Below are 22,835 nucleotides of genomic sequence, written 5' to 3' on the forward strand. Positions count from 1 at the left end.
TCATGAGCCAAAGTTTTCTGCCCTTCTCGCGCCCCAGCATGGGCGATGAGGAAATCGCCGCCGTCGAGCAAGTATTACGCTCCGGCTGGATAACCACTGGGCCCAAGGCCCAGGAACTCGAACAACAGTTTGCCGAATACGTCGGCGCCCGACATGCCGTGGCCTTGTCCTCGGCCACCGGCGGCATGCACATCGCGCTGCTGGCGCTCGGCATCGGCCCGGGTGATGAAGTCATCACCCCGTCGCAGACCTGGGTGTCCACCGCCAACATGATCTGCCTGCTGGGCGCCACGCCAGTGTTCATCGATGTCGACCGCGATACATTGATGAGTGACGTCAGCGCCTTCGAGGCCGCCATCACGCCGCGCACCAAAGCCATGATTCCCGTGCATTACGCGGGCGCGGCGTTCGACCTCGACCCGCTCTATGCGCTGGCCGATCGCCATGGCCTCAAGGTCATCGAAGACGCGGCCCACGCGGCCGGTACCCAGTACCGCGGTCGCCGCATCGGTCAGCAAGGCACGGCGATCTTCTCCTTCCACGCCATCAAGAACATGACCTGTGCCGAAGGCGCGATGTTCGTCAGCGACGATCAAGCCTTCGCCGATCGCGTGCGCATGCTCAAGTTCCATGGCCTGGGCGTCGACGCCTACGACCGCATGACCCACGGCCGCAAGCCTCAGGCGCAGGTCATGGAGCCAGGCTTCAAATACAACCTGGCCGATATCAACGCCGCCATTGCCCTGGTGCAGCTCAAACGTCTGGACGACATCAACGCTCAGCGCGCCAGGCTTGCCGGCGCCTACCAGCAGCGCCTGGCAGACCTGCCGATCGAATCGTTGCAGTTGCCCAGCTATCCCCAGCAGCATGCCTGGCACCTGTACATCGTGCGCGTCGATCCCGAGCGCTGCGGCATCGACCGCGAGGCCTTCATGAAGGGGCTGCAGGAGCAAGGCATCGGCACCGGCATCCATTTCATCGCCACGCACCTGCACACCTGGTATCGCGAGCGCTTCCCTGATGTGAAGCTGCCCGCCACCGAGTGGAACTCGGCACGCCTGTGCTCGATCCCACTGTTCCCCGACATGACCCTCGACGATGTCGAACGTGTCGCCTGCGCCATTGAAACAACCCTCGGACGTCGCCCGTGAGACCTTATCCAATCAATAGCGTTTCGATCGTCATCCCGGTCTATAACGAAGAACAAAGCCTGCCTGAACTGTTGCGCCGCACCGAGGCCGCCTGCACGCAACTCGACTGCGAGTACGAGATCGTGCTGGTCGACGATGGCAGCCGCGACGAATCTGCCGAAATGCTCCTGCGCGCCGCCGCGCGCGAAGGCAGCCAGGTGGTCGCTGTGATCCTCAACCGCAACTACGGTCAGCACGCCGCCATCATGGCCGGTTTCGAAGAGTCCAAGGGCGACCTGGTGATCACCCTCGACGCCGACCTGCAGAACCCGCCCGAAGAGATCCCGCGCCTGCTCGAACAGGCCCGCCTGGGCTACGACGTGGTCGCCACCGTGCGCAACAACCGCCAGGACTCGGCCCTGCGCCGCTGGCCGTCGAAGCTGATCAACAAGGCCGTGCAGCGCTCCACCGGCGTGGCCATGAGCGATTACGGCTGCATGTTGCGCGCCTACCGCCGCTCGGTGGTCGACGCCATGCTGTCGTGCCGCGAGCGCAGTACCTTCATCCCGATCCTGGCGAACAGCTTCGCCCGCCATACCACCGAGGTGCTGGTGCAGCACGCCGAGCGCGAGCACGGCGACTCCAAGTACAGCCCGATGCGCCTGGTCAACCTGATGTTCGACCTGGTCACCTGCATGACCACCACGCCGCTGCGCATGCTCAGTATCGTCGGCTTCATCATGGCGTTCCTGGGTGTGCTGTTTGCTTTCATCCTGATCGCCCTGCGGCTGATGTTCGGTGCCCATTGGGCCGGTGAGGGCAGCTTCGTGCTGTTCGCCGTGCTGTTCGTGTTCACCGGTGGCCAGTTCATCGGCATGGGCTTGCTGGGTGAATACCTGGGGCGCATGTACAGCGATGTGCGCGCGCGCCCACGCTTCTTTATCGAACGCGTGCTGCGCAATCCTGCCAAGACACCCGAGCGCGACACCCAACCTTCTTCTGCCAACTCCACCACCAAGGCTGCGTCATGACTTTGAAAGCCGTTGTTTTTGCCTATCACGATATCGGCTGTGCCGGGATTCAAGCCTTGCTGGACGCCGGCTACGACATCGCGGCAGTGTTCACCCACGCCGATGACCCGAAGGAAAACGCCTTCTATGGTTCGGTCGCACAACTGTGCGCCGTCAAAGGCATCGCCGTGCACGCGCCGGAAGACGTCAACCACCCGATCTGGATCGAGCGTATCCGCAAGCTGGGCGCCGACATCGGTTTTTCGTTCTACTACCGCAACCTGCTCAATGGTGACGTGCTGAGCTCATTCGCGCGTGGCGCCTACAACCTGCATGGCTCGCTGCTGCCCCACTACCGTGGTCGCGCACCGGCCAACTGGGTGCTGGTCAACGGCGAAACTGAAACCGGCGTGACCCTGCACCGCATGGTCAAGCGCGCCGATGCCGGCGACATCGCCGCGCAACAGCGCGTCGCCATCGAGCGCACCGACAACGCCCTGACCCTGCATGGCAAGCTGCGCGAAGCCGCGGCTGCCCTGCTCAAGGATGCCCTGCCACAACTGGCGGCCGGCACCCTCAAGGAAACCCCGCAAGACATCAGCAAGGGCAGCTATTACGGTCGCCGTACCGCCGCTGATGGCCTGATCGACTGGAACCAGCCCGCCGAGAAGCTGTTCAACCTCGTGCGCGCCGTGACCCAGCCGTACCCGGGCGCCTTCTGCGCCGTGGGCGAAAACAAACTGATCGTGTGGAACGCCCAGGTCGTGGCCGGCAACGAAGGTACTGCGCCTGGCCAGGTCATCAGCGTCAACCCGCTGCGCATCGCTTGCGGCCAGGACTCGCTGGTAATCACCGCTGGCCAGCGTGGCGACGCCGGGCTGTTCCTCAGTGGCGCCCAGTTGGCCAACGAACTGGGCCTGGTCGAAGGCTCGCGCCTGATCAGCACCCAGAATCGCCGTCCGACCCGCCTGACCCGCGTGCTGATCCTGGGCGTCAATGGTTTCATCGGCAACCACTTGTCCGAGCGTCTGCTGCAGGACGAACGCTATGAAGTGTTTGGCCTGGACATCGGCTCCGACGCCATCGAGCGCCTGCGCAGCCACCCACGGTTCCACTTCGTGGAAGGCGACATCAGCATCCACTCCGAATGGATCGAGTACCACATCAAGAAGTGCGACGTGGTGCTGCCGCTGGTGGCCATCGCCACGCCGATCGAATACACCCGCAACCCGCTGCGCGTGTTCGAGCTGGACTTCGAAGAAAACCTCAAGATCGTTCGCTACTGCGTCAAGTACAACAAGCGCGTGATCTTCCCGTCGACCTCTGAAGTGTATGGCATGTGCCAGGACCAGAACTTCGACGAAGACACCTCCAACCTGATCGTCGGCCCGATCAACAAGCAGCGCTGGATCTACTCGGTCTCCAAGCAGCTGCTGGACCGGGTCATCTGGGCCTACGGCGACAAGGGCCTGAAGTTCACTCTGTTCCGCCCGTTCAACTGGATGGGCCCGCGTCTCGATCGCCTGGATTCGGCCCGTATCGGCAGCTCGCGTGCCATTACCCAGCTGATTCTGCACCTGGTCGAAGGAACCCCGATCCGCTTGGTCGATGGCGGCGCGCAAAAACGCTGCTTCACCGACGTGGCCGACGGCATCGAGGCGCTGGCGCGGATCATCGACAACCAGAACGGCGTGTGCAACAACCAGATCATCAACATCGGCAACCCGGACAACGAAGCCAGCATTCGCCAACTGGGTGAAGAGCTGCTGCGTCAGTTCGAAGCGCACCCGCTGCGCGGCAACTTCCCGCCGTTCGCCGGCTTCCGTGAAGTCGAAAGCAAGACCTTCTACGGCAACGGCTACCAGGACGTGTCGCACCGCAAGCCGAGCATCGACAACGCCCGCCGCCTGCTGAACTGGGCACCCACGGTGGAGCTGAGCGAAACCATCGGCAAGACCCTCGACTTCTTCCTGCGCGAAGCCATGCTGGAACGAGAAGGCAAACGTTGATGCAGGCAGGTTTGCGCATTGATGTCGATACCTACCGAGGCACCCGTGAAGGGGTGCCGCGACTGCTCGACATGCTCGCCGAGGCCCAGGTCAAGGCGACATTCTTTTTCAGTGTCGGCCCGGACAACATGGGCCGGCATCTGTGGCGGCTGATCAAACCGCAGTTCCTCTGGAAGATGCTGCGCTCCAACGCCGCCGGGCTGTACGGCTGGGATATTCTCCTGGCCGGCACCGCCTGGCCCGGCAAACCGATCGGTCGCGACCTGGGGCATTTGATGCGCCAGGCTCAGGACGCCGGTCACGAAGTCGGCTTGCACGCCTGGGACCACCATGGCTGGCAGGCCAATGCCGGGCGCTGGAGCGATGCCCAGTTGCACGAGCAGATTCGCCTCGGGGTCGATACCCTCAGCGATATTCTCGGCCGCGCCGTCGATTGCTCGGCGACCGCCGGCTGGCGCAGCGACGAGCGTGTCGTGCAAGCCAAACAGGCCTTCGACTTTCGCTACAACAGCGACTGCCGCGGGACCTCGATCTTTCGTCCGCAGTTGGCCGACGGCCAGCCGGGCACCGTACAGATACCCGTCGATCTGCCGACCTTCGATGAGGTGGTCGGGCCGCAAGTCAGCAGCGAGGCCTTCAACGCCTGGATCCTGCAACGCTTCCAGCCCCAGGCGCTGAACCTGTACACCATCCATGCCGAAGTCGAAGGCATCTTGTACGCTGGCGCCTTTCGCCAGTTGCTGGCACAGGCGCAACGCCAGGGCATCCGCTTCACGCCGCTGGGCGACATGCTGCCGGCGTCCCACGACTCGATACCCGTCGGCCACCTGCGCCGCGGGCACCTGAATGGCCGCGAAGGCTGGTTGGGAGTGCAACAACCATGACCCGACAACGGGCCGTTCTCTCCTTGATGTTCGTGTGCGCTCTGTTTTACCTGATCCCCCTGTCGTTCCACGGGCTGTGGGCACCCGATGAAACCCGTTATGCCCAGGCCAGCCAGGAAATGCTCCTGACCGGCCACTGGGCGGCGCCACACTTCATGGGCCTGCGCTATTTTGAAAAGCCAGTGGCCGGCTATTGGATGATCGCCGCCGGGCAAGCCGTGTTCGGTCAGAACCTGTTCGGCGTGCGCGTGGCCTCGGCATTCAGCCTGGGCCTCAGCGTGCTGCTGACCTACCTCATGGCCCAGCGCCTGTGGCGTGACCCGCGCCGCAGCCTGGCCTGCGCCGTGCTGTACATGAGCTTTGGCCTGATCGTCGGCCTGGCCGGTTATACCAATATCGATCCGCCCTTTACCCTGTGGGTCAACCTGAGCTTCATGGCCCTGTGGTGGGCGTTCGACAGTCACAGTCGCCGCACCCGCCTGTGGGCCTGGGCAGCGGTGGGCCTGACCTGCGGCATCGGCGTGATGACCAAAGGCTTCCTGGCCCTGGCCCTGCCGGTGCTGGTAGGCGTGCCCTACATGATCTGGCAGAAGCGCTTCGGCGAACTGCTGCGCTACGGCTGGGTCGCCGTGCTCGTCGCGGTGCTGCTCTGCCTGCCTTGGGCAATCACCGTGCATCTGCAGGAGCCGGACTTCTGGCATTTTTTCTTCTGGCACGAACACATCCAGCGCTTTGCTGGCGATGACGCCCAGCATAACGAACCGATGTGGTTCTACCTGCCGTTGCTGGTGCTGTCGAGCCTGCCGTGGGCAGCTCTACTGCCGATGACACTGGAGCACAGCTGGCGCCAGCGCCTGCAACCGAACATCGTCTTCCTGGCGCTGTGGCTGTTGCTGCCACTGACCTTCCTGAGCCTGGCCAAGGGCAAGCTGCCCACCTATATCCTGCCGTGCATGCTGCCGCTGGCGCTGTTGATGGGGCATAGCCTGATCACGGCACTCGAGGCCGGTCGCCACCGCGCCTTGCGGGTCAACTCGGGACTCAACGCGGTACTTGGTATCGTCTGCCTGGGCATGCTGGCGGCCGTGCAGCACAGGCGGCCGATCTACATCGACGAGCCCTGGCACGTGGCGCTGATCTGCGCCGTCCTACTGGCGTGGATAGCCGCTAACCTGGTCAGCAGCTTCAAGCCTGCTCGCTGCTGGATGGCACCCGGGTTGGCCATGGGGCTGCTGGTGGCGGTGCTCCCGGCGGTACTGCCCGCTGTGGTGGTCAATCGCAAGACACCGGATGCCTTTATCGCGCGGCACAGTGCCGAGCTCAAACAGATGCACACTCTGATGTCCAACGAACTGGGGGCTGCAGCGGCCGTGTCGTGGCATACCGCCAAGCCGCAGATCTTCCTCTACAACACCGAGGGCGAGGCCAACTACGGGCTCAACTACCCCGACGCCCAGTACCGGCGCGTTACCCTCGACAACGTCGGCCAATGGATCATCGATGCGCGCAAAACCGGTTCCGTGGGCGTGATCATGCGCGTCAAGGGCGAGGGTGAAGACCATGAACTCGAGCGCCTGCCCAGCGATGCCAAGCGCTATGAACAAGGCGGCCTGGTGATCCTTGTCTATGCTCAGACGCCGTCATGATTTTCGTCCTGTTGCTGGTCGCCTGCCTGCTCACCTGCCTGGGCCAGATCGCCCAGAAACATGCCGTCGAGAGCTGGCGCGGCGCCCATGCCAAGCCCGGCCTGCTGGGCAAATTGAGCAGCGGTTGGCTGTGGTTGGCGCTCGCCAGCCTGGGCTTCGGGCTGCTGCTCTGGCTGCTGGTTCTGCAGCATTTGGAAGTGAGCATCGCCTACCCGATGCTGAGCTTGAACTTCGTGCTGATTACCCTGGCTGCACGCTTCCTGTTCAAGGAGCACATCGACCGGCGTCATTGGCTGGGCGTGGGCCTGATCATGCTCGGCGTATTGTGTCTGGGGTGGCAGGTATGAGCCTGCAGCGCGGGTTGAGCTTTGCCATGGGCAGCGTATTGCTGGTCAGCAGTGCCCAGTTGGGGATGCGCTGGAGCATGGCGCGGCTGCCGTCGCCCAGCCAGTGGCTACAGGCGTTCAGCCAGAGCACCCTGTCGTATCAGGACCTGGCCATCGTCGCCGGCGCCATATTCGCCTACGCGCTCTCCATGGGCTGCTGGCTGATGGCACTGCGGGACCTGCCCCTGGGACGCGCCTATTCCCTGCTGAGCATCAGCTACGCGCTGGTCTATCTGCTGGCAGCCAGTGTTCCGGCGTTCCACGAAGACTTTTCCGCTTTCAAAACCCTGGGAGTGACCTTGGTCATCCTCGGCGTCATGACCATCAACTCAAGACGCACACCCCGCATCGAGCCTTAGGATCCGCGCATGAAAATCAGTGTAATCGGTAGTGGCTATGTCGGCCTCGTACAAGCCACCGTTCTGGCCGAAGTCGGCCATGACGTGCTCTGCATGGATGTCGATGAAGCCAAGGTCAAGCTGCTCGAACAGGGCCAGGTGAGCATCTTCGAGCCGGGCCTTGCCGAACTGGTCAAAGACAACCTGGCAAACAAGCGCCTGCGTTTCACCACCGATGAAAAACTCGCGGCCGAGCACGGTCGGGTGTTGTTCATCGCCGTGGGCACGCCGTCGGGCGACGACGGCTCCGCCGATCTCAAATACGTCTTTTCGGTGGGCGATGCCATTGCCCGGCACCGTACCGAGCCGTTGATCGTGGTAGAGAAATCCACCGTGCCTGTGGGCACCGGCGACGCCCTGCGCGCGCACATCGACAAGGCGCTGGCGGCCAGTGGTCGCCGCCTGGACTTCGATATCGTCTCCAATCCGGAATTCCTCAAGGAAGGCTCGGCCGTCAACGACTGCCGCCGCCCGGACCGCATCGTCATCGGCTGCGAGCGCGAAGAAGTGCGCGAGGTGATGCGCGAACTGTACGCGCCGTTCAACCGCAACCACGATCGCATCATGTTCATGGACCTGCGCAGCGCCGAGCTGACCAAGTACGCTGCCAACTGCATGCTCGCCACCAAGATCAGCTTCATCAACCAGATCGCCGAACTGGCCGAGCACCTGGGCGCCGACATCGAGTCGGTACGCCAGGGCATCGGTGCCGACTCGCGCATCGGCTACGACTTCATCTACGCTGGCTGCGGCTATGGCGGCTCATGCTTTCCCAAGGACATGCGCGCGCTGATCCACAGCGCCGAAGCGGCCAATTGCTCGAGCGACCTGCTGCAGGCCGTCGAAGCCATCAACCAGCGCCAGAAACACAAGCTGTTCGAACGGGTCAACGCCTATTACCAGGGCGACCTGAAGGGCAAGACCTTCGCCCTCTGGGGCCTGGCGTTCAAGCCCAACACCGACGACATGCGCGACGCCCCGAGCCGGGAGCTGATGGAAGCGTTGTTCGAGGCCGGCGCCCATGTCCGCGCCTTCGACCCTGAAGCCATGCACCAGACCCAACTGATCTACGGCGAGCACCCTCAATTGCACTTGATGGGCACGCCGGAAGCCGCCTTGAGCGGGGCAGATGCGCTGATCATCTGTACCGAATGGCAACAGTTCAAGGCACCTGACTTCGAGATGATCCAGAAGCGCCTGAAAGCACCACTGATTTTCGACGGTCGCAACCTGTACGACGCCGAGCGCATGAAGCTCAAGGGCTTTACTTACTATCCGATTGGCCGTGGCGAGTCGCACGAGTTGCCGATTCCCCATGGCAAGTGGAAGGGCCAGGCTTCGGTCTGATTTCGGCTTCATGTAGCGAGGGAGCTTGCCCCCTCGCTACATTCACTGCGCCAAGTGCATCAACAGGTAAGGCTGCTTGTCGAACTGGCCCTGCAGCACCTGTTCGAATCGCCCGCTGACGTCGGCCGGCAACGCCTGCCAATCGTCCTGACTGACTACGACGTAAGCCGGGCCCTGCAGCGTCTGCAACCGATCGGCGCTGCTGCTGAAGGTCGCTGGCAGGTCGGCATCGATATTGACCATGAACTTGATCGCCTTGCCGTCCTTGGTCAGCCCCTGCAGCACCAGCGGCGCCGGGGCGTTCTGGATTGTGCGATAGACCGCCTCACTGAACTCACGGGTGTCGTACTGCGCATGCTGCAGCGGCTCGACCACACCGACATACGCGAGCCACACCGCCAACACCGCGCAACCGCCCACTCCGGCGCTGCGCCAATGCGGGCGCGACAGCACTACCACGGCCAGTATCTGCAGCACGGCCAGCAATACCGAGATCCAGATCAACGAAGCGACGGGCTCGCCCAGCTTGCGCTGCGCCAGCCATAACCCGACGATCAACGCCCCCGGCAAGATCAGCCAGAGCGCCTGAATCGACACGCGCAATACTGCAAGCGCCCGCCCGCCCAGTGCTTGAAACGAATATCCGGCCACCACGGCAGCCATCGGCAACATCGGCAGCACGTAGCGGGCTTTTTTTGCCAACGGGATCGACAAGCCCACCAGCACGATCAGCCCCGCTACCGAGCACGCCGCCACCAGACGCAGCGCCTGGCTGTTGCGCGCTTTGCGACTGCACGCCAGCACGGCCAGCGTCAGCAACGCCAAGGGATAGGTTGGCGCGTAGTTACCCAGCGAACTGCTGAAATAATAGAACGGGCCGCTGGCGCCTTCGGAACCGTCGATGCGGCCCACCACCTGCATGCGGATCACGTCCTGGACGAAAGCATCGCCGCCACTGAGCCGCGCCAGCCACAGCGTCAGCGCGATACCGATCGCCAGCAGCCCCAGGGCGGCAAAACCGACGGTGAACAGCCGGCGCCATTGCCCGCCGACCAGGTAATAGCCGCACAACATACCGGTGGGGATCACCAGGCCGATCGGTCCGCGAATGGCGAAGCCCAGCGCCAGCAGCACCAACACCCAGCCCAGGCGCCGGGGGGCAGCGAAGTGATCGGCGGCATAGGCCAGATAGAACACTGCAAAGGCCACCGCCGCGAGCATCTGGTCGAGCGATACTGCACGGGTCTCGCTGATGAACATCAGGCTCATCAGCATCAGCGTCAGGCTGGCCAGCGCCCAGCGTTGCGAATAAGGCGCCAGCAGCCGATACATCAGCACCACCACCGTGGCGCTGGCGATCGCCGAGGGCAGCCAGGCGGTGAGGCTGTTGACCTGGCCGAAGGGCCACGACAGCAGATAGACGAAAAACGTCGACGTGGCGGAGTAGTCCGGGTAGGGCTGCCCGTAGGTGGTGGGGAAAAAGCTGGGGCCGTTGCGCAGCATCTCCTGGGCGAACATGACGAACCGCGAATCGAAACCGATGGCCGTCTGATGAACATTGCCGACAACGAACAACAGCAGCGCCAACAGGCCCAGCCACAGTGATTGGCGGCGCTGCGCCGGGGATGGCCGCACGGCCAGACTGGATGACATCGGTAGCTGCCTTGCAAGAAAGGGGACGGGGAATTATTTCGTGGGCAAACTGAACGGCAGCTGTCCGGGTTATGGATAAACCAGGCAATTACAAATCTTGAATCAATAAACCAGGGGCCGGTGTTGAAGCTGGTGGCCCCTTCGCGGGCAAGGCTTGCTCCCACAGCAGTACGAACCCAGGTCCACCGGCGAACTGTGGAAGCAAGGCTCGCCCGCTAAGAGGCCCCACTGTCGAACGACGGCATTTTGGTAGCCGCCACGTCAAATCCCGGTGAACGGGAAATCAACTAATTGCCAAAGGCGTGCCGAGCCGCCTGTGCCCTTAGTGTGTCCCGGGGATTGCTCCGAACAGCCCCTGCTGATAGTCGCTGATAGCCTGATTGATCTCGGCCCGGGTATTCATCACGAACGGCCCATGGGAGACCACCGGTTCATTGATCGGCGTGGCATGCCCGAACAGCAGCGTAGCCACCGATTGCGCCTGCACGGTCACGGTATCCGGGCCGTCGTTCAGCTCGATCAGATGATGCAAGCGCGCGACCTCGCCTTCCACCTGCACCTCACCTTTGACGGTATAGAAGAACACCGTCTGCCCCGGCGGCGTCGGCAGCCGGACCTCGGCGCCCGGCTGCAAGTGCACGGTCATCATGGTCACCTGGGTCAGTGACTCGATCGGCCCGCGCTGGCCGGCGAACTCGCCAGAAATCAGATTGACCACCCCGCGCCCACCGTCCACTTCAATGGCCGGTATCTGCTCGCGCTGCAAACCGGTATAGGCCGGCGCGACCATTTTCAGGCGGCCCGGCAGATTGACCCACAGCTGCAGGATTTCCAGCGGCCCGCCGTTGCGCTTGAACGCCTCGGGGGACAGTTCGGCGTGAATCAGGCCAGCACCGGCCGTCATCCATTGCACGCCGCCGGCCATGATGATGCTTTCATGGCCGCCGCTGTCGAGGTGCGAAAGCTCGCCGTCGAGGATGAAGGTCACCGTTTCGAAGCCACGGTGCGGATGCGGCCCAAACGGCAGGCCGTTGTTGTTGGGCCGGTAGATCTGCGGGCCGTGATGGTTGAGGAACAGGAACGGGTCGAGCTGCTCGATCCCAGGGCCCGGCACCGGACGGATGGTGCTCAGGTCGGCGATGTCATCGCGATAGGCAGGGTGTTGCTTGAAGATACGCAGGGTCGACATGAGGGCCTCGGCGACGGTAGATCAGGCAGGTATGCGGTGCACGGGCTGGCCTTTTCGCCGGCGAGCCGTGCTCTCACAGATGTAAACCTGTGGGAACAAGGCTTGCCCGCGAAAAGACCGGCACGAACACCATCATGCTTAGGGGAATAGCACATCCCCGAACCCTACCCATTGCCACCGAGGATTGAAAGTGAAACGCGCCGATCACGCCTGCTCGCTGCGCTCGCGCCAGGCCCGCAGCCAGCCCAGGCCTGCGCTGGTGCTGCCCTTGGGACGGTATTCGCAACCGATCCAGCCTTTATAGCCCAACTGGTCGATCAACTCGAACAGCTGCGGATAATTCAGCTCGCCCAAGTCCGGTTCATGCCGATCCGGCACCCCGGCGATCTGGATATGGCCAATGCCAGCCATGTCCCGACGCAGCTTGACGCTCAAGTCGCCTTCCATGATCTGGCAGTGATAGCAGTCGAACTGCACCTTGATGTTGTCCGCGCCGATCTCGGCGCAAATACCCTGCGCCTGAGCCTGGTAATTGAGGAAAAACCCCGGCATGTCCCGGGTGTTGATCGGCTCCAGCACCACGGTGACGCCGACCTTGGCGGCCTGCGCCGCAGCGTAGCGCAGGTTGTCGACGTACACCGCCTGATGGCGGGCACGCATTGACTCGTCCGGCAGCAGGCCTGCCATCACGTGGATCCGGTCATTGCCCAGCACCGCCGCATACTCCAGCGCGCGCTGGAAACCGTCACGAAACTCCTGCTCGCGGCCCGGCAGCGAGGCGATGCCCCTCTCCCCTGCCGCCCAGTCACCGGGCGGCGCGTTGAACAGGGCCTGCTCCAGGCCATTCTCGAGCAACAGCTGTTTGAGCGTCTGCGCACTGTAGTCGTAGGGAAACAGGAACTCGACCGCCTTGAAACCATCCGCTGCAGCAGCCGCGAAACGCTCGAGGAAATCGTGTTCGGTGTACAGCATGCTGAGGTTGGCAGCGAAACGAGGCATGGTATCTCCGTGATTGCAGAATCAGACAAAAGGCCAGAGCAGCAGGGTCACCAAAAAGCCCAGGGTACCCAGGAGAGTCACCAGCAGGGTCCAGGTGCGCAAGCCGTCACCGACGTTCAGACCCGCAAGTTTAGTGAACATCCAGTAACCGGCATCGTTGATATGGGACATCGCCAGGCCGCCACCGCCCATGGCCAGGCACAGCAGCGCCAGGTGGTTGGGGCTCAGGTTGAGCGTCGCGATCAGCGGGCTGAGGATCCCGGCGGTGGTCACCAGCGCCACCGTGGTCGAACCCTGCACGGCACGCAACAGCAAGGTCAACAGGAACCCCAACGCCAGCACGGGCAAGCCGGTGGAGCGCAGCGCTTCGGACACTACCGCACCGATGCCGGTGTCCACCAGCACCTTGCCGAACACGCCGCCGGCACCGGCAATGAGGATCACCATGGCCACGCCCGGCAGTGCCGAGCCGATCACGTCCGAGACCTGGCTGCGGCTCCAGCCACGGCGCGAGCCAAGCAACCAGGCGCACAACAGGGTGTCGAGCAACAACGCCACCAAGGGCGCGCCCAATACCGTCAACACATCACGCAGACCGGAACCGGCCGGCAGCAGGGTCGTCGCCAGCGTCCCGAGCAGGATCAGGATGATCGGCAGCAAAATCAGAGCAATGATCAAACCGAAGCCGGGCGCTGGCGCCGGTGGCAGTTTGCTTTTCAGGCTGCTGGCGCTTTCTTCGAGGCCCAGGGTCTTGGCATGCGCGGCTTCGCTGGTGTGCGAGTAGTCGTCGTTGGCCCAGGCCACCAGGTCTTCGTTGGTGATGTGCGGACCGTAGACTTCGCTGCGGATATCGTCGGTCATCGGGTAGGTCTTGCGGGTCATGCGCCCGGCGATGAAGTAGCCGACGATGCACAGGAGCGCGACGATCGGGAGGCCCAGCATCAGCACCCGGCCCAGGTCCGCGCCCAGTTGCCCGGCAGCGGCGACCGCACCCGGGTGTGGTGGCAGGAAGGCATGAACGCTAAGCAGCGCCGCGCACATCGGCAGGGCGAAGATCAGCAGCGGTTTGCGTGCAGCGCGAGCGACACCGTAGGCCAGCGGCATGAGGATGATCACCCCCACTTCGAAGAACACCGGGATGCCGACCATGAAGCCCGCAACCGTCAGTGCCAGCGGCGTGCGCTTGTTGCCGAAGCGTGCGATCAGCGTTTTCGCCAGCGCCTCGGCGCCGCCGGACAGCTCGATGATTCGCCCGATCATGGCGCCCAGGGCGATGATGATGGCGATGTGGCCAAGGGTCTTGCCCATGCCGCCTTCGATGGTCGCTACCAGATCGGCAGGTTTAACACCGGCCACCAGTGCTACCAGGATGCTGACCAGCATCAGGGCCACGAATGGCTGGAACTTGTACTTGAGCACCAGGAACAGCAGCAACGCGATGCCGACACCGGCGATGGTCATCAACAGGATCGGGCTCATGCGCGGGCTCCTGTTCGGCAGGGACGTGATACGGATATGCGATGAAGGTAAGTCATGCTCTATGTCCTGTTGTTATTGTCTGGGTGAAACCGCTGAACGCACCGCTATACCCTGTGGGAGCGAGCCAGGCTCGCGAAGAGGCTGGCCCATGCGCCCCAAAAGCATCCCGGGAAGAGCCCGCTCCCACAGAAGCAGATGTCGCAAAAACTGTTACCACTTGGCGCCGAAGGTATCGCGCAACTCGTCCAGCGCCGCGCCGTCCAGCGGCACTGGCCGTGGCTGGGTCATGAGCCACAGGCGCGCGGTCTCCTCCAGCTCCTCGAGGGCGTAGCAGGCCTTGGCCACCGAACTCTCCCAGACCACCGGCCCCAGGCGCTCGAGCATCACTCCGCGAACACTGTTGGCCAGTTCGGCAACCCGCTCGGCCACTTTGGGCGAACCTGGCCGGGCGTAAGGCACCAGCGGAATATGGCCGACCTTCATCACTTGATACGGGGTGATCGGCGGCAGAATGTCGTCGACATGCCACACACCCGCCAGCGTCAGCGCCACCAGATGCGTGGAGTGGGTATGCACCACCCCGCCCACGCCCGGATTGCGGTCGTAGACCTGACGATGCAGGGCCAGTGTCTTGGAGGGCTTATCCCCCGAGACCCATTCCCCGGCCAGGTTGACCTTGGCGATGGCTGCCGGCTCCAGGCGCCCGAGACAGGCGTCGGTGGGCGTGATCAGCCAGCCGTCGTCCAGCCGCGCGCTGATATTGCCGGCACTGCCGACGGTGTAGCCGCGCCCGTAGAGCAGGCGCCCCACGGTGCAGATTTCTTCACGTACGGCGCTTTCGTCGATCATTGCGCACCCCCGGCCAGTTGCTTGAGGGCCTTGGCGAAAAAGTCGCGGCCGCCAAAATTGCCGGACTTGAGCGCCAGCGCCAGCGGCTCGGCGGTAGTGCTGAGGGTGGCCGGCACGCCCGGGTCGATCTGCGCGCCGATCTGCAACAGTTGCACGCCCAAGGCCTGGACCACCGCGCCGGAGGTTTCGCCACCGGCCACCACGAAACGTCGCACGCCAGCCTTACGCAGGCCGCTGGCGATCTCGCCCAGCGCCTCCTCGACCATGGCGCCGGCACGCTCGACGCCCAACTGCTGCTGCACGGCCTTGACTTCATCCGGCGCGCTGGTGGCGTAGATCAGTACCGTCTGCGCCGCGTCCCGAGCAAATGCCAAGGCCTCGGCCACTATCGGTTTACCAGCCGCCAGTGCCAACGGATCGATGCGATAAGCCGGACGTCCCGCTTCCAACCAAGCGGCGACTTGCCCGTTGGTGGCGACCGAAGCGCTACCGGCCAGCACCACTTCACCGCCGGCCACTTGCGGCAGCTCGCTGACATCGAAGTCGCGCAGTTTGCCCGCACGGCGGAAGTTGTCCGGCAGCCCCAGGGCCAGGCCCGAGCCACCGGTGAGCAACGCCAAGCCCGCGCACGCAGTGCCCAGGGTGTAGAGATCAGCATCGGACAATGCATCCGCCACCGCCATGCCGACGCCCTCGGCGCGCAGCTCGGCAATACGCTTTTGTACCGCCTCGACACCGCCAGATACCGCGTCATAGCGCAACAGTCCGACCTTGCGGGTGGTCTGCGATTGCAGCACGCGCACCAGGTTGGCATCGGTCATGGGCGTCAATGGGTGGTGCTGCATGCCCGACTCGCTGAGCAGTTGATCCTGCACGAACAAGTGTCCGCGAAAGATCGTCCGGCCGTTTTCCGGAAACGCCGGGCAGGCCAGGGTGAAGTCACTGCCGAGCTTGCCGAGCAGCGCTTCGCTGACCTGGCCGATATTGCCCGCGGCGGTGGAGTCGAACGTCGAGCAGTACTTGAAGAAGATCTGCTCGCAACCGCGCGCTTGCAGCCATTCAAGGGCAGCCAGCGATTCGGCAACCGCGTCGCTAGCCGGCGTGGTGCGCGACTTGAGGGCGATGACGATAGCGTCGGCATCCAGCCCGGCAGCCACTTCGGCGCTGGGGATACCGATGCTCTGCACCGTGCGCATGCCGCCGCGCACCAGCATGTTGGCCAGGTCCGTGGCACCGGTGAAGTCGTCGGCGATGCAGCCCAGCAAGGGTTTAGTGTTGCTCATGCCAGGCTCCTCAAACGTCTTTTTTGCCGGTGGGCAGGGTGATGCCCGGGAAGATCTTGATCACCGCGGAGTCATCTTCGCGGCCGAATCCGGCACTCGAGGCCTGCATGAACATCTGGTGCGCGGTGGCCGACAGCGGCAGCGGGAATTTGCTGGTGCGGGCGGTATCGAGCACCAGGCCCAGGTCCTTGACGAAGATATCCACAGCCGACAGCGGCGTGTAATCGGCGTTGAGGATGTGCGGCACGCGGTTCTCGAACATCCACGAATTGCCGGCGCTGTGGGTGATGACTTCGTACAGCGCGTCGGCATCGACCCCTTCACGCAGGCCAAGGGCCATGGCCTCGGCACTGGCAGCGATGTGCACGCCGGCCAGCAACTGGTTGATGATCTTGACCTTCGACCCGAGGCCGTGGACATCGCCCAGGCGGTAGACCTTGCCGGCCATGCCGCTGAGGATCGCATCGGCCTTGGCGTAGGAATCGGCCGGGCCGCTGGTCATCATGGTCATCTCGCCTGCAGCGGCCTTGGCGGCGCCACCGGAGATCGGCGCGTCGAGATATAACAGATTCTGTTCACCCAGGCGTTTGCCCAGTTCGACGGCGAAGGTCGGCGCGACGGTGGCGCAGCCGATGATCAGGCTGCCAGGGCGCAGGGCAGCGACTGCACCGTTGTCGCCATAGAGCACGGTTTCGGTCTGTTCGGCGTTGACTACCACGGTGATGATCACTTCGCACTGCGCGGCCATGGCGGCAGGCGTGGCGCAGGCGACACCGCCTTCGGCGGCAAATTGCTCGGTCACGGTGCTGCGCACGTCACAGGCATGCACATTGAAACCCGAGCGCAGCAGCGAGCGAGCGATGCCCAAGCCCATTGCGCCTAGACCGATCACACCAACGTTTTTGTTATTCATGAAAAAGCTCCTCGAAGGGTGAAATGGATACTGAACCAATGATCCGATCTTGTGAAGATATTTTTTCAAATTAACAAATATTAACACTGGTTAACAGGGCGAAAAAAAAGCCCCTAAGGGCTTGGATCTGGCGGATGTCCGCTGTGGGAGCGGGTTCAGTCCGCGAAAGCGTCTCTGCGCACAACCGTGCATAGGATTCGCGAGCCCGTTCACGGGCAGAGCCCGCTCCACCAGAGTCAGGGCGATACGGATCCCTTATGCCAGCATCAACTCCACGCCCTGCTTGCGAATCCCGTCCGCCGCCGCCTCGGCCAGCGCCGCATCGGTGATGATCACATCGAACTGCGCCAATGCCGCGATCTTGTACATGCCAAAGGTGCCGTATTTGGAGCTTGTCGCCACCAGCACGGTCTGCGAGGCCGCTTGCATGGCCACCTGCTTGACCTCGACCTTGAGCGGCGAAGGCGTGGTGGTCCCCCGCTGCAGGTCCCAGGAACTGGTAGACATAAAGGCCACGTCGGTGGCGATCTGCCGCAAGGTACTGGCCGCCAGGCCGCCCACGCACGAACGATTGGGGTGATCGAGCAGGCCGCCGGTGTGGATCACGTCGACATGCAGGACATCAGCCAAGGCCTCGACGATACCGAAGTCGTTGGTGACCACCGTCATGCCGGTAAGCGCCGTGATGTAGGGCACGATCTCCAGCGTGGAAGTGCCGGCATCCAGGTAGACGGTCATATCGGCATGCAGCAGCGACGACGCCAGTTTGGCCATGGCCTCTTTCTGCGCCTGCTCGACCACTGCCTTGGACTGGTGACTCGGTTCGCTGTGCACCTGGCTGGCGATGCGCACGCCGCCGGTCACCGAATAGGCCCGCCCCTCTTGCTCGAGCAGCGCGATATCGCGGCGCACGGTCATGTGCGAGCAATCGAACATTTCCATGATCTGGTGCACGCTGAGGACCTGCTGCTTGCGCAACTGGCGCAGGATCTGCTCGCGGCGCTGGGCGGGAATGATCGGCGTGCTGGCGTTGGGGGCGGCATTGCTTGCCGTGTCCTCTGGGGCTGACATGGAGGGTCCTGACTGGCGGGCGAATGTGCGCATACTAGCTGCGCAACCGCGCTAAATCCACGCAGGCAGTTGCGCGCGATCACTCGCCCCCTCGTCCGGTGCCGCGCCGATCCAGCTGAACTTTCAAAATCGCCCTGGCCTCCGATCTATAACGCGTCAGTCTTTTACGGGGCTGCGCGACCTGTTTCCTCATCAGCACCGAAAACGGAGTCCACACCATGAGCAACCGACTCAGCGGCAAGAAGATCCTCATCATCACCTCCAACACCGGTATCGAACGCGATGAACTGGTCAAGCCGATGGAGGCCCTGCGGGCGCTGGGCGCAGCGGTGACGCACGGCTCGAGTGATGGCGGCACCACCCAGACCTTCGTACAGGACACCGAAAAGGATCGCACCTACGAATCGCAAGCGGCCCTCGCCGGGCTGCACGCCTCGGAGTTCGATGCACTGGTGATTCCGGGCGGTACAGTCAACGCCGACACCCTGCGTCTGGACGAAAACGCCCAGCGCCTGGTCAATGAATTCGCCGATGCGGGCAAGACGGTAGCCGCGATTTGCCACGGGCCGTGGCTGCTGGTCAATGCAGGCGTGATCGCGGGCAAGACACTGACCTCCTACCCAAGCATCAAGACTGACCTGGTCAATGCCGACGCGGCAGGCTGGGTCGATGAAGAGGTCAAACAGTGCCCGGCCAACGGCTGGACACTGATCACCTCGCGCACCCCCAAGGATATCCCGGCATTCAACGAAGCCATCGCCGCCGCCCTCGAGGCTGCTTGAAGCCGTCAGCCTGGCAGGCGTTGTTGATAGACCTGCAGGTTGACATACGCCGCTGACAACAGCGGCGTATCGACACCCGCCTCCTGACCGCGCCGCAGTAGATCGCCTACGATCTGCTGCGCCTCGATGGGCGCACCGGCGCATAGATCCCGGTACATAGACGATGTTTGGCGGGAGTCCTTCTGCGTCAGCACCTCACGAGCCTGTGCCAGTCCCGCAGGATCCGGCGTTGCACCGACCGCCGAGACAATCGCCACCACTTCATCGATCAATCGTCGGGCAAACGCCTGCCCGCCGTCCGCTATTGCGACCTCACCGATAGTGCCGCGTGTCAGCGCATTGATGCTCCCCAGCGACGCCAGCAACACCCACTTGTCCCACAGTGCCTGTTTGATCGTCGTGCTCAAGGTGGTGTCGAAACCCGCGTCACTGAGCAATTCGTGCAGGCGCGCCGTGCGCTCGGAAGGCTGACCGTCCAGTTCGCCATAAGCCAGATGATTGATGGCCCCCCGCTGGATGATTCGCCCCTCGCTATCGACCTCGGCGATGATCTTGCATACCCCGCCGATCAAAACGCCGGCACCGAAACGCTCGGTAATAACGTCGATATGACGCATACCGTTTAGCAGCGGCATCACCAGTGTCTGCGGACCTACCGCTGGTGCCATGTCGGCCAGCGCACTGTCGAGGGCATAAGCCTTGACGGCGAGGATGATCACATCAAAGGGCTGATCGAGCCGATCGGCCGTCAACCACTGCGGGGAGATACGGGTATCGCCCGATGGGCTGAGCACCTGCAGGCCGTGCTCGGCTAGCTGTGCTGCGCGTTTGGGGCGAACGAGGAAGGTCACGTCACGGCCGGCTTGGGCCAGACGAGAACCGAAGAAGCCACCGGTGGCACCGGCGCCAATGATCAAAATGCGCATCGAGAGAGATCCTTGTTGCGAAATGACAAAAAGCCACGTCGTCTGCTTTTAGGGGCATATGCACGCAAGACACTGTAGAAGCTGCTGCCCCATATCGCAAGAATCCGCTCGTTGTGCGGGATCAGCAGCCGTCTACAGGCGCTGACTCTGTGTCGGACGCTGGGCCTGCCGGGCCGAGTCAGCGGTCTCGGTTTGGGTCATATGTGCGTCGAGCACATCGCTGAGGAAGCGAAACTGATCATGGAAACCGACCACACCATTGCTGAAATGTCTTTCAGCTGCAGGAATCAGAAACACATCGAAACGATCGTCCTCGATCAGGGGTGCGTGGCTACGCATCACAACGTTCTGGGCAAAGTAATTTCTGCCGAACTCAGGGAACGAAACACTCAGAGTCACGTTGGTCATCACAAGGCTCCCTACGCCGAAGTATTCAAGGTTGTGACCAGCGTACGCCCGGGAGGTGCAAAGAATCATGAGATTTGCATGAATTACAGGTATCGATGGCAGTGATGATGGGCCACCTTTTGACGGCTTGACGTGAGATTGCACTTCCTCGCTCGGGGCAATTATCAGCGCAATCGATAATCGTCATCATCGGCGTTCGTTTTGATTGGCAGGCGTGCGCGGGCATCATTGCCTTCACTCAACCCCTTCCCGCAAAAATCGCAAGGAAACCGCCATGGCTATCTCTCTTTTGTTAATGGCCCTGCAAGATGCATGGCTCAATATCGGCAAGGCTGCTGCGCAGATGCCGACCACCGAAAATCAGACTCCAAAACAACAACAGCGCTGATTGCCGGCACCGCCCCTATATCGGCTACGGATACTCGCAAGCGTCCCGCGCGCTGCTCAACTGTTTTGCGCACGGTGCTCTCATGAAGAATTCTCGAACTACGGCGCCCTGAGTTCATCCAATGATCAGACCCACCGAGGATACTCCCATGAGCACTGACGACAGCTTCAAAACCCATCAGACCGACGCCCCGCCCACCGACACCTCTGGCAAACCAGTGAATGTGGTCGAGCGCGATATCAAAGACGATGACGAGGACACCCGCGCGGTAGACGAGATCATCACCCCGACCTCCAATCAGGCCAAGGAGCAGGACGTCGAAACGCTTGAGCAGAAGACTGCCGAGATCGAGCGCAAGGTGGCGGATGGCAATTAGTCGGGCATTGCCGGTCGCAGAGTGTCGGTTCTGCGTAATATGATGTCCGCGAAAAGGGAGCCGACGCTCCCTTCGAGCATTCACTCAGCAAATGGAAATCCGATGACCACCGAAACGCCCGAAGCCATCAAGGCGCGCAAACTCTTGCAACTCGAAGCCTTGCTGGAAGCTCTGGCAGTCGAGGAACGCGACCTGTCCAAAGCCTTCTATCATGGCTGGATTCTTTCTGCGGCGATGGAGCTGTGGGATCGCGGGGTCCTGACTCAGGAAGAGCGCCAGTCCATCGAAGGCCGGGTGAAGGCGATCCTCAAGCGTGAAGAAGCCGAGCAGGCTTCCTGAAGCTCGGTTGTTTGCTGATCACAAGCGCGTCGATCAGATCAACAATCTGCTACAACGCTTTTTGCCAAAACATCGCCCGGCCCATCGCCGGATCCAGTTCATACCCGGCGTAGCCAAGCTTGCGATACGCCGCCTGGGCTGCGGTATTGCCTTCGAGAACTTCCAGCGTCAGCTTGCAGCAGCCTCGCTGGCGGGCGATTTTTTCGACTTCGGTGAGCATCTTCTGAGAAATGCCCTGGCCTCGAAAATCTTCCAGCACCACTACATCGTGAATGTTGACCAACGGCCGGCAGGCGAACGTCGAAAACCCCTCGAAACAGTTGACCATGCCCACCGGCTCACCGGCCACGAACGCCAGCACGCTGAAAGCATGCGGCCGCTTGCTCAATTCGATCGCCAGGTGCTCCTGCACGTCGAGTGACACGCCAGCCCCGCCGCCCATGACATCACGGGCATATTGATCGAGCAAAAAGCCGAGCGACTTGGCATGCAGAGGGTTGCTGTAGCTCGCTTGCAGGACCAGAACATCGGGTGCATCCATTTTCTAGACCTCTCCAGAGGGAATCGATTGTTGATGGGCGCAACTGCCCAATCTCAGGCGCGTGCAGCGGGACAGTGAGCACGCGACCAACACAGGCTGCCCACCCTGCCTGAATCGCGACGAAATCGACACTATTTTCCTCAAGTTCTACGGACCGCTGTCGACACTTTTCCCTGCTCCATCCATTTAAAAGGGATATTTTGTGTTGAGAACGATCTTCAAGGCCACCGCCTTGCTCGCCGCGCTGTCGATGGCAGGCTGTGTTTCCTACAACGTCACTGGCCCATTGGGCGCGCCGCCCCATCCCGCGCCGATTACCAGCCCGCGAACCGCGCAAGTCGCCGATGTGGTGGTGTCTGCGCCCGGTATCAATGAAGCGACAAGCACCGCCATCGGCCGCTCGCTCACCGCGCAGCTCAACCAGTACGTGCAGACCGCCGGCTACTTCAAACAAGTCAGCGAGTTCCCGACGCGCCTGGGCGATAACGACGTACTGCTGAAATTCAACATGACCTCGCTCAAGGGCCATCGCGCCCCGCATCCTGCGTATATCCCGGGTGCGCTCCTGACACTGACTATCTGGATCTGGGTCAATGGTCCGATCTACGTCGACAGCTTCGATGTCGCGGGCGACCTGGTGGTGGTCGACCGTGACGGCCACGAACTGGCAGCGGCAAAGGACGAGATCAAGTTCGAACACAATGTCGGTCTGTACGGACGTGAATACTGGGCGCCGATCATGGGTGCCAAACAGTTGAACCTGTTGGTTTCACAACTGCTCGATACCGCGACAGCCAAGTTGGCCAATCAGCCAACTGCGGGGAAATGA

23 protein-coding genes are annotated in these 22,835 nt (G+C 62.5%); 12 read left to right on the forward strand and 11 right to left on the reverse strand.

What is annotated here, in order from left to right; genetic code table 11:
• Window positions 1–2 precede the first annotated feature (2 nt).
• From arnB to REH34_RS06270, 8 genes are read left to right on the forward strand one after another with little or no spacing between them, the layout of a single operon-like run.
• Entirely contained in the window at window positions 3–1,151 is a 1,149-nt protein-coding gene (gene arnB, locus REH34_RS06235) for a UDP-4-amino-4-deoxy-L-arabinose aminotransferase (protein ID WP_311971112.1), read from the forward strand.
• Window positions 1,148–2,161, forward strand: a complete 1,014-nt coding sequence (gene arnC / locus REH34_RS06240; protein WP_226505792.1) for an undecaprenyl-phosphate 4-deoxy-4-formamido-L-arabinose transferase — start codon at window positions 1,148–1,150, stop codon at window positions 2,159–2,161. The genes arnB and arnC overlap by 4 nt, the downstream gene beginning before the upstream one ends.
• A complete protein-coding gene (gene arnA, locus REH34_RS06245; protein ID WP_311971113.1) occupies window positions 2,158–4,149 on the forward strand; it encodes a bifunctional UDP-4-amino-4-deoxy-L-arabinose formyltransferase/UDP-glucuronic acid oxidase ArnA in 1,992 nt (663 codons plus the stop codon). Before arnC ends, arnA begins: the two co-directional genes overlap by 4 nt.
• Entirely contained in the window at window positions 4,149–5,033 is an 885-nt protein-coding gene (arnD, locus tag REH34_RS06250) for a 4-deoxy-4-formamido-L-arabinose-phosphoundecaprenol deformylase (protein WP_311971114.1), read from the forward strand. Before arnA ends, arnD begins: the two co-directional genes overlap by 1 nt.
• Complete coding sequence (gene arnT / locus REH34_RS06255) at window positions 5,030–6,679, forward strand: lipid IV(A) 4-amino-4-deoxy-L-arabinosyltransferase (protein ID WP_311971115.1); 1,650 nt, start codon at window positions 5,030–5,032, stop codon at window positions 6,677–6,679. The genes arnD and arnT overlap by 4 nt, the downstream gene beginning before the upstream one ends.
• Entirely contained in the window at window positions 6,676–7,026 is a 351-nt protein-coding gene (gene arnE, locus REH34_RS06260; protein WP_311971116.1) for a 4-amino-4-deoxy-L-arabinose-phosphoundecaprenol flippase subunit ArnE, read from the forward strand. The genes arnT and arnE overlap by 4 nt, the downstream gene beginning before the upstream one ends.
• Window positions 7,023–7,424 (forward strand): 4-amino-4-deoxy-L-arabinose-phosphoundecaprenol flippase subunit ArnF, encoded by a 402-nt coding sequence (gene arnF, locus REH34_RS06265; protein WP_311971117.1) that lies wholly within the window; start codon window positions 7,023–7,025, stop codon window positions 7,422–7,424. The genes arnE and arnF overlap by 4 nt, the downstream gene beginning before the upstream one ends.
• A 9-nt stretch (window positions 7,425–7,433) precedes the next feature.
• Complete coding sequence (locus REH34_RS06270; RefSeq protein ID WP_226505798.1) at window positions 7,434–8,810, forward strand: UDP-glucose/GDP-mannose dehydrogenase family protein; 1,377 nt, start codon at window positions 7,434–7,436, stop codon at window positions 8,808–8,810.
• 42 nt (window positions 8,811–8,852) lie between these two features.
• Here REH34_RS06270 and REH34_RS06275 read toward each other — a convergent pair whose 3' ends face one another.
• From REH34_RS06275 to REH34_RS06310, 8 genes are all read right to left on the reverse strand, one after another.
• On the reverse strand, window positions 8,853–10,463 hold the full coding sequence (locus tag REH34_RS06275; protein ID WP_311971118.1) for a glycosyltransferase family 39 protein: 1,611 nt from the start codon (window positions 10,461–10,463) through the stop codon (window positions 8,853–8,855).
• A gap of 322 nt (window positions 10,464–10,785) precedes the next feature.
• Window positions 10,786–11,652, reverse strand: a complete 867-nt coding sequence (locus REH34_RS06280) for a pirin family protein (RefSeq protein WP_311971119.1) — start codon at window positions 11,650–11,652, stop codon at window positions 10,786–10,788.
• 204 nt (window positions 11,653–11,856) lie between these two features.
• Window positions 11,857–12,651: a 2-oxo-tetronate isomerase gene (gene otnI / locus REH34_RS06285; RefSeq protein WP_311971120.1), complete on the reverse strand. Its 795-nt coding sequence runs from the start codon at window positions 12,649–12,651 to the stop codon at window positions 11,857–11,859.
• Window positions 12,652–12,672: 21 nt separating this feature from the next.
• Window positions 12,673–14,130: an SLC13 family permease gene (locus REH34_RS06290; RefSeq protein WP_226505802.1), complete on the reverse strand. Its 1,458-nt coding sequence runs from the start codon at window positions 14,128–14,130 to the stop codon at window positions 12,673–12,675.
• A 210-nt stretch (window positions 14,131–14,340) separates the two neighbouring features.
• Window positions 14,341–14,979, reverse strand: coding sequence for an aldolase (locus tag REH34_RS06295; protein WP_226505803.1), 639 nt, complete (start codon window positions 14,977–14,979; stop codon window positions 14,341–14,343).
• On the reverse strand, window positions 14,976–16,262 hold the full coding sequence (gene otnK, locus REH34_RS06300; protein WP_311971121.1) for a 3-oxo-tetronate kinase: 1,287 nt from the start codon (window positions 16,260–16,262) through the stop codon (window positions 14,976–14,978). Before otnK ends, REH34_RS06295 begins: the two co-directional genes overlap by 4 nt.
• Window positions 16,263–16,272: 10 nt before the next feature.
• Window positions 16,273–17,175: an L-threonate dehydrogenase gene (gene ltnD / locus REH34_RS06305; protein ID WP_311971122.1), complete on the reverse strand. Its 903-nt coding sequence runs from the start codon at window positions 17,173–17,175 to the stop codon at window positions 16,273–16,275.
• A gap of 255 nt (window positions 17,176–17,430) precedes the next feature.
• Entirely contained in the window at window positions 17,431–18,246 is an 816-nt protein-coding gene (locus REH34_RS06310) for a DeoR/GlpR family DNA-binding transcription regulator (RefSeq protein WP_311971123.1), read from the reverse strand.
• Window positions 18,247–18,464: 218 nt separating this feature from the next.
• Between REH34_RS06310 and REH34_RS06315 the strand changes: the two genes are divergently transcribed.
• Window positions 18,465–19,028, forward strand: coding sequence for a type 1 glutamine amidotransferase domain-containing protein (locus REH34_RS06315; protein WP_226505807.1), 564 nt, complete (start codon window positions 18,465–18,467; stop codon window positions 19,026–19,028).
• A gap of 5 nt (window positions 19,029–19,033) precedes the next feature.
• Here REH34_RS06315 and REH34_RS06320 read toward each other — a convergent pair whose 3' ends face one another.
• Together REH34_RS06320 and REH34_RS06325 are read right to left on the reverse strand one after the other, a co-directional pair.
• Window positions 19,034–19,954: a ketopantoate reductase family protein gene (locus tag REH34_RS06320; RefSeq protein WP_311971124.1), complete on the reverse strand. Its 921-nt coding sequence runs from the start codon at window positions 19,952–19,954 to the stop codon at window positions 19,034–19,036.
• 132 nt (window positions 19,955–20,086) lie between these two features.
• The gene (locus REH34_RS06325) at window positions 20,087–20,362 is read right to left on the reverse strand and encodes a hypothetical protein (protein WP_409373254.1); all 276 of its coding nucleotides are present in this window, start codon (window positions 20,360–20,362) and stop codon (window positions 20,087–20,089) included.
• A gap of 536 nt (window positions 20,363–20,898) precedes the next feature.
• On the opposite strand from REH34_RS06325, the gene REH34_RS06330 reads away from it, so the two are divergent.
• Together REH34_RS06330 and REH34_RS06335 are read left to right on the forward strand one after the other, a co-directional pair.
• Window positions 20,899–21,126 (forward strand): hypothetical protein, encoded by a 228-nt coding sequence (locus REH34_RS06330; protein WP_226505810.1) that lies wholly within the window; start codon window positions 20,899–20,901, stop codon window positions 21,124–21,126.
• Window positions 21,127–21,228: 102 nt separating this feature from the next.
• Window positions 21,229–21,465 (forward strand): hypothetical protein, encoded by a 237-nt coding sequence (locus REH34_RS06335; RefSeq protein WP_226505811.1) that lies wholly within the window; start codon window positions 21,229–21,231, stop codon window positions 21,463–21,465.
• 49 nt (window positions 21,466–21,514) lie between these two features.
• On the opposite strand, the gene REH34_RS06340 is transcribed toward REH34_RS06335, so the two are convergent.
• Entirely contained in the window at window positions 21,515–22,006 is a 492-nt protein-coding gene (locus REH34_RS06340; RefSeq protein ID WP_226505812.1) for an N-acetyltransferase, read from the reverse strand.
• 250 nt (window positions 22,007–22,256) lie between these two features.
• On the opposite strand from REH34_RS06340, the gene REH34_RS06345 reads away from it, so the two are divergent.
• Window positions 22,257–22,835 carry a hypothetical protein gene (locus REH34_RS06345; RefSeq protein ID WP_409373314.1) on the forward strand — a complete coding sequence of 193 codons (579 nt, stop codon included), beginning with the start codon at window positions 22,257–22,259 and terminating at the stop codon, window positions 22,833–22,835.

Origin of the sequence: Pseudomonas baltica (assembly GCF_031880315.1) — a bacterium.
Taxonomy (GTDB): domain Bacteria; phylum Pseudomonadota; class Gammaproteobacteria; order Pseudomonadales; family Pseudomonadaceae; genus Aquipseudomonas.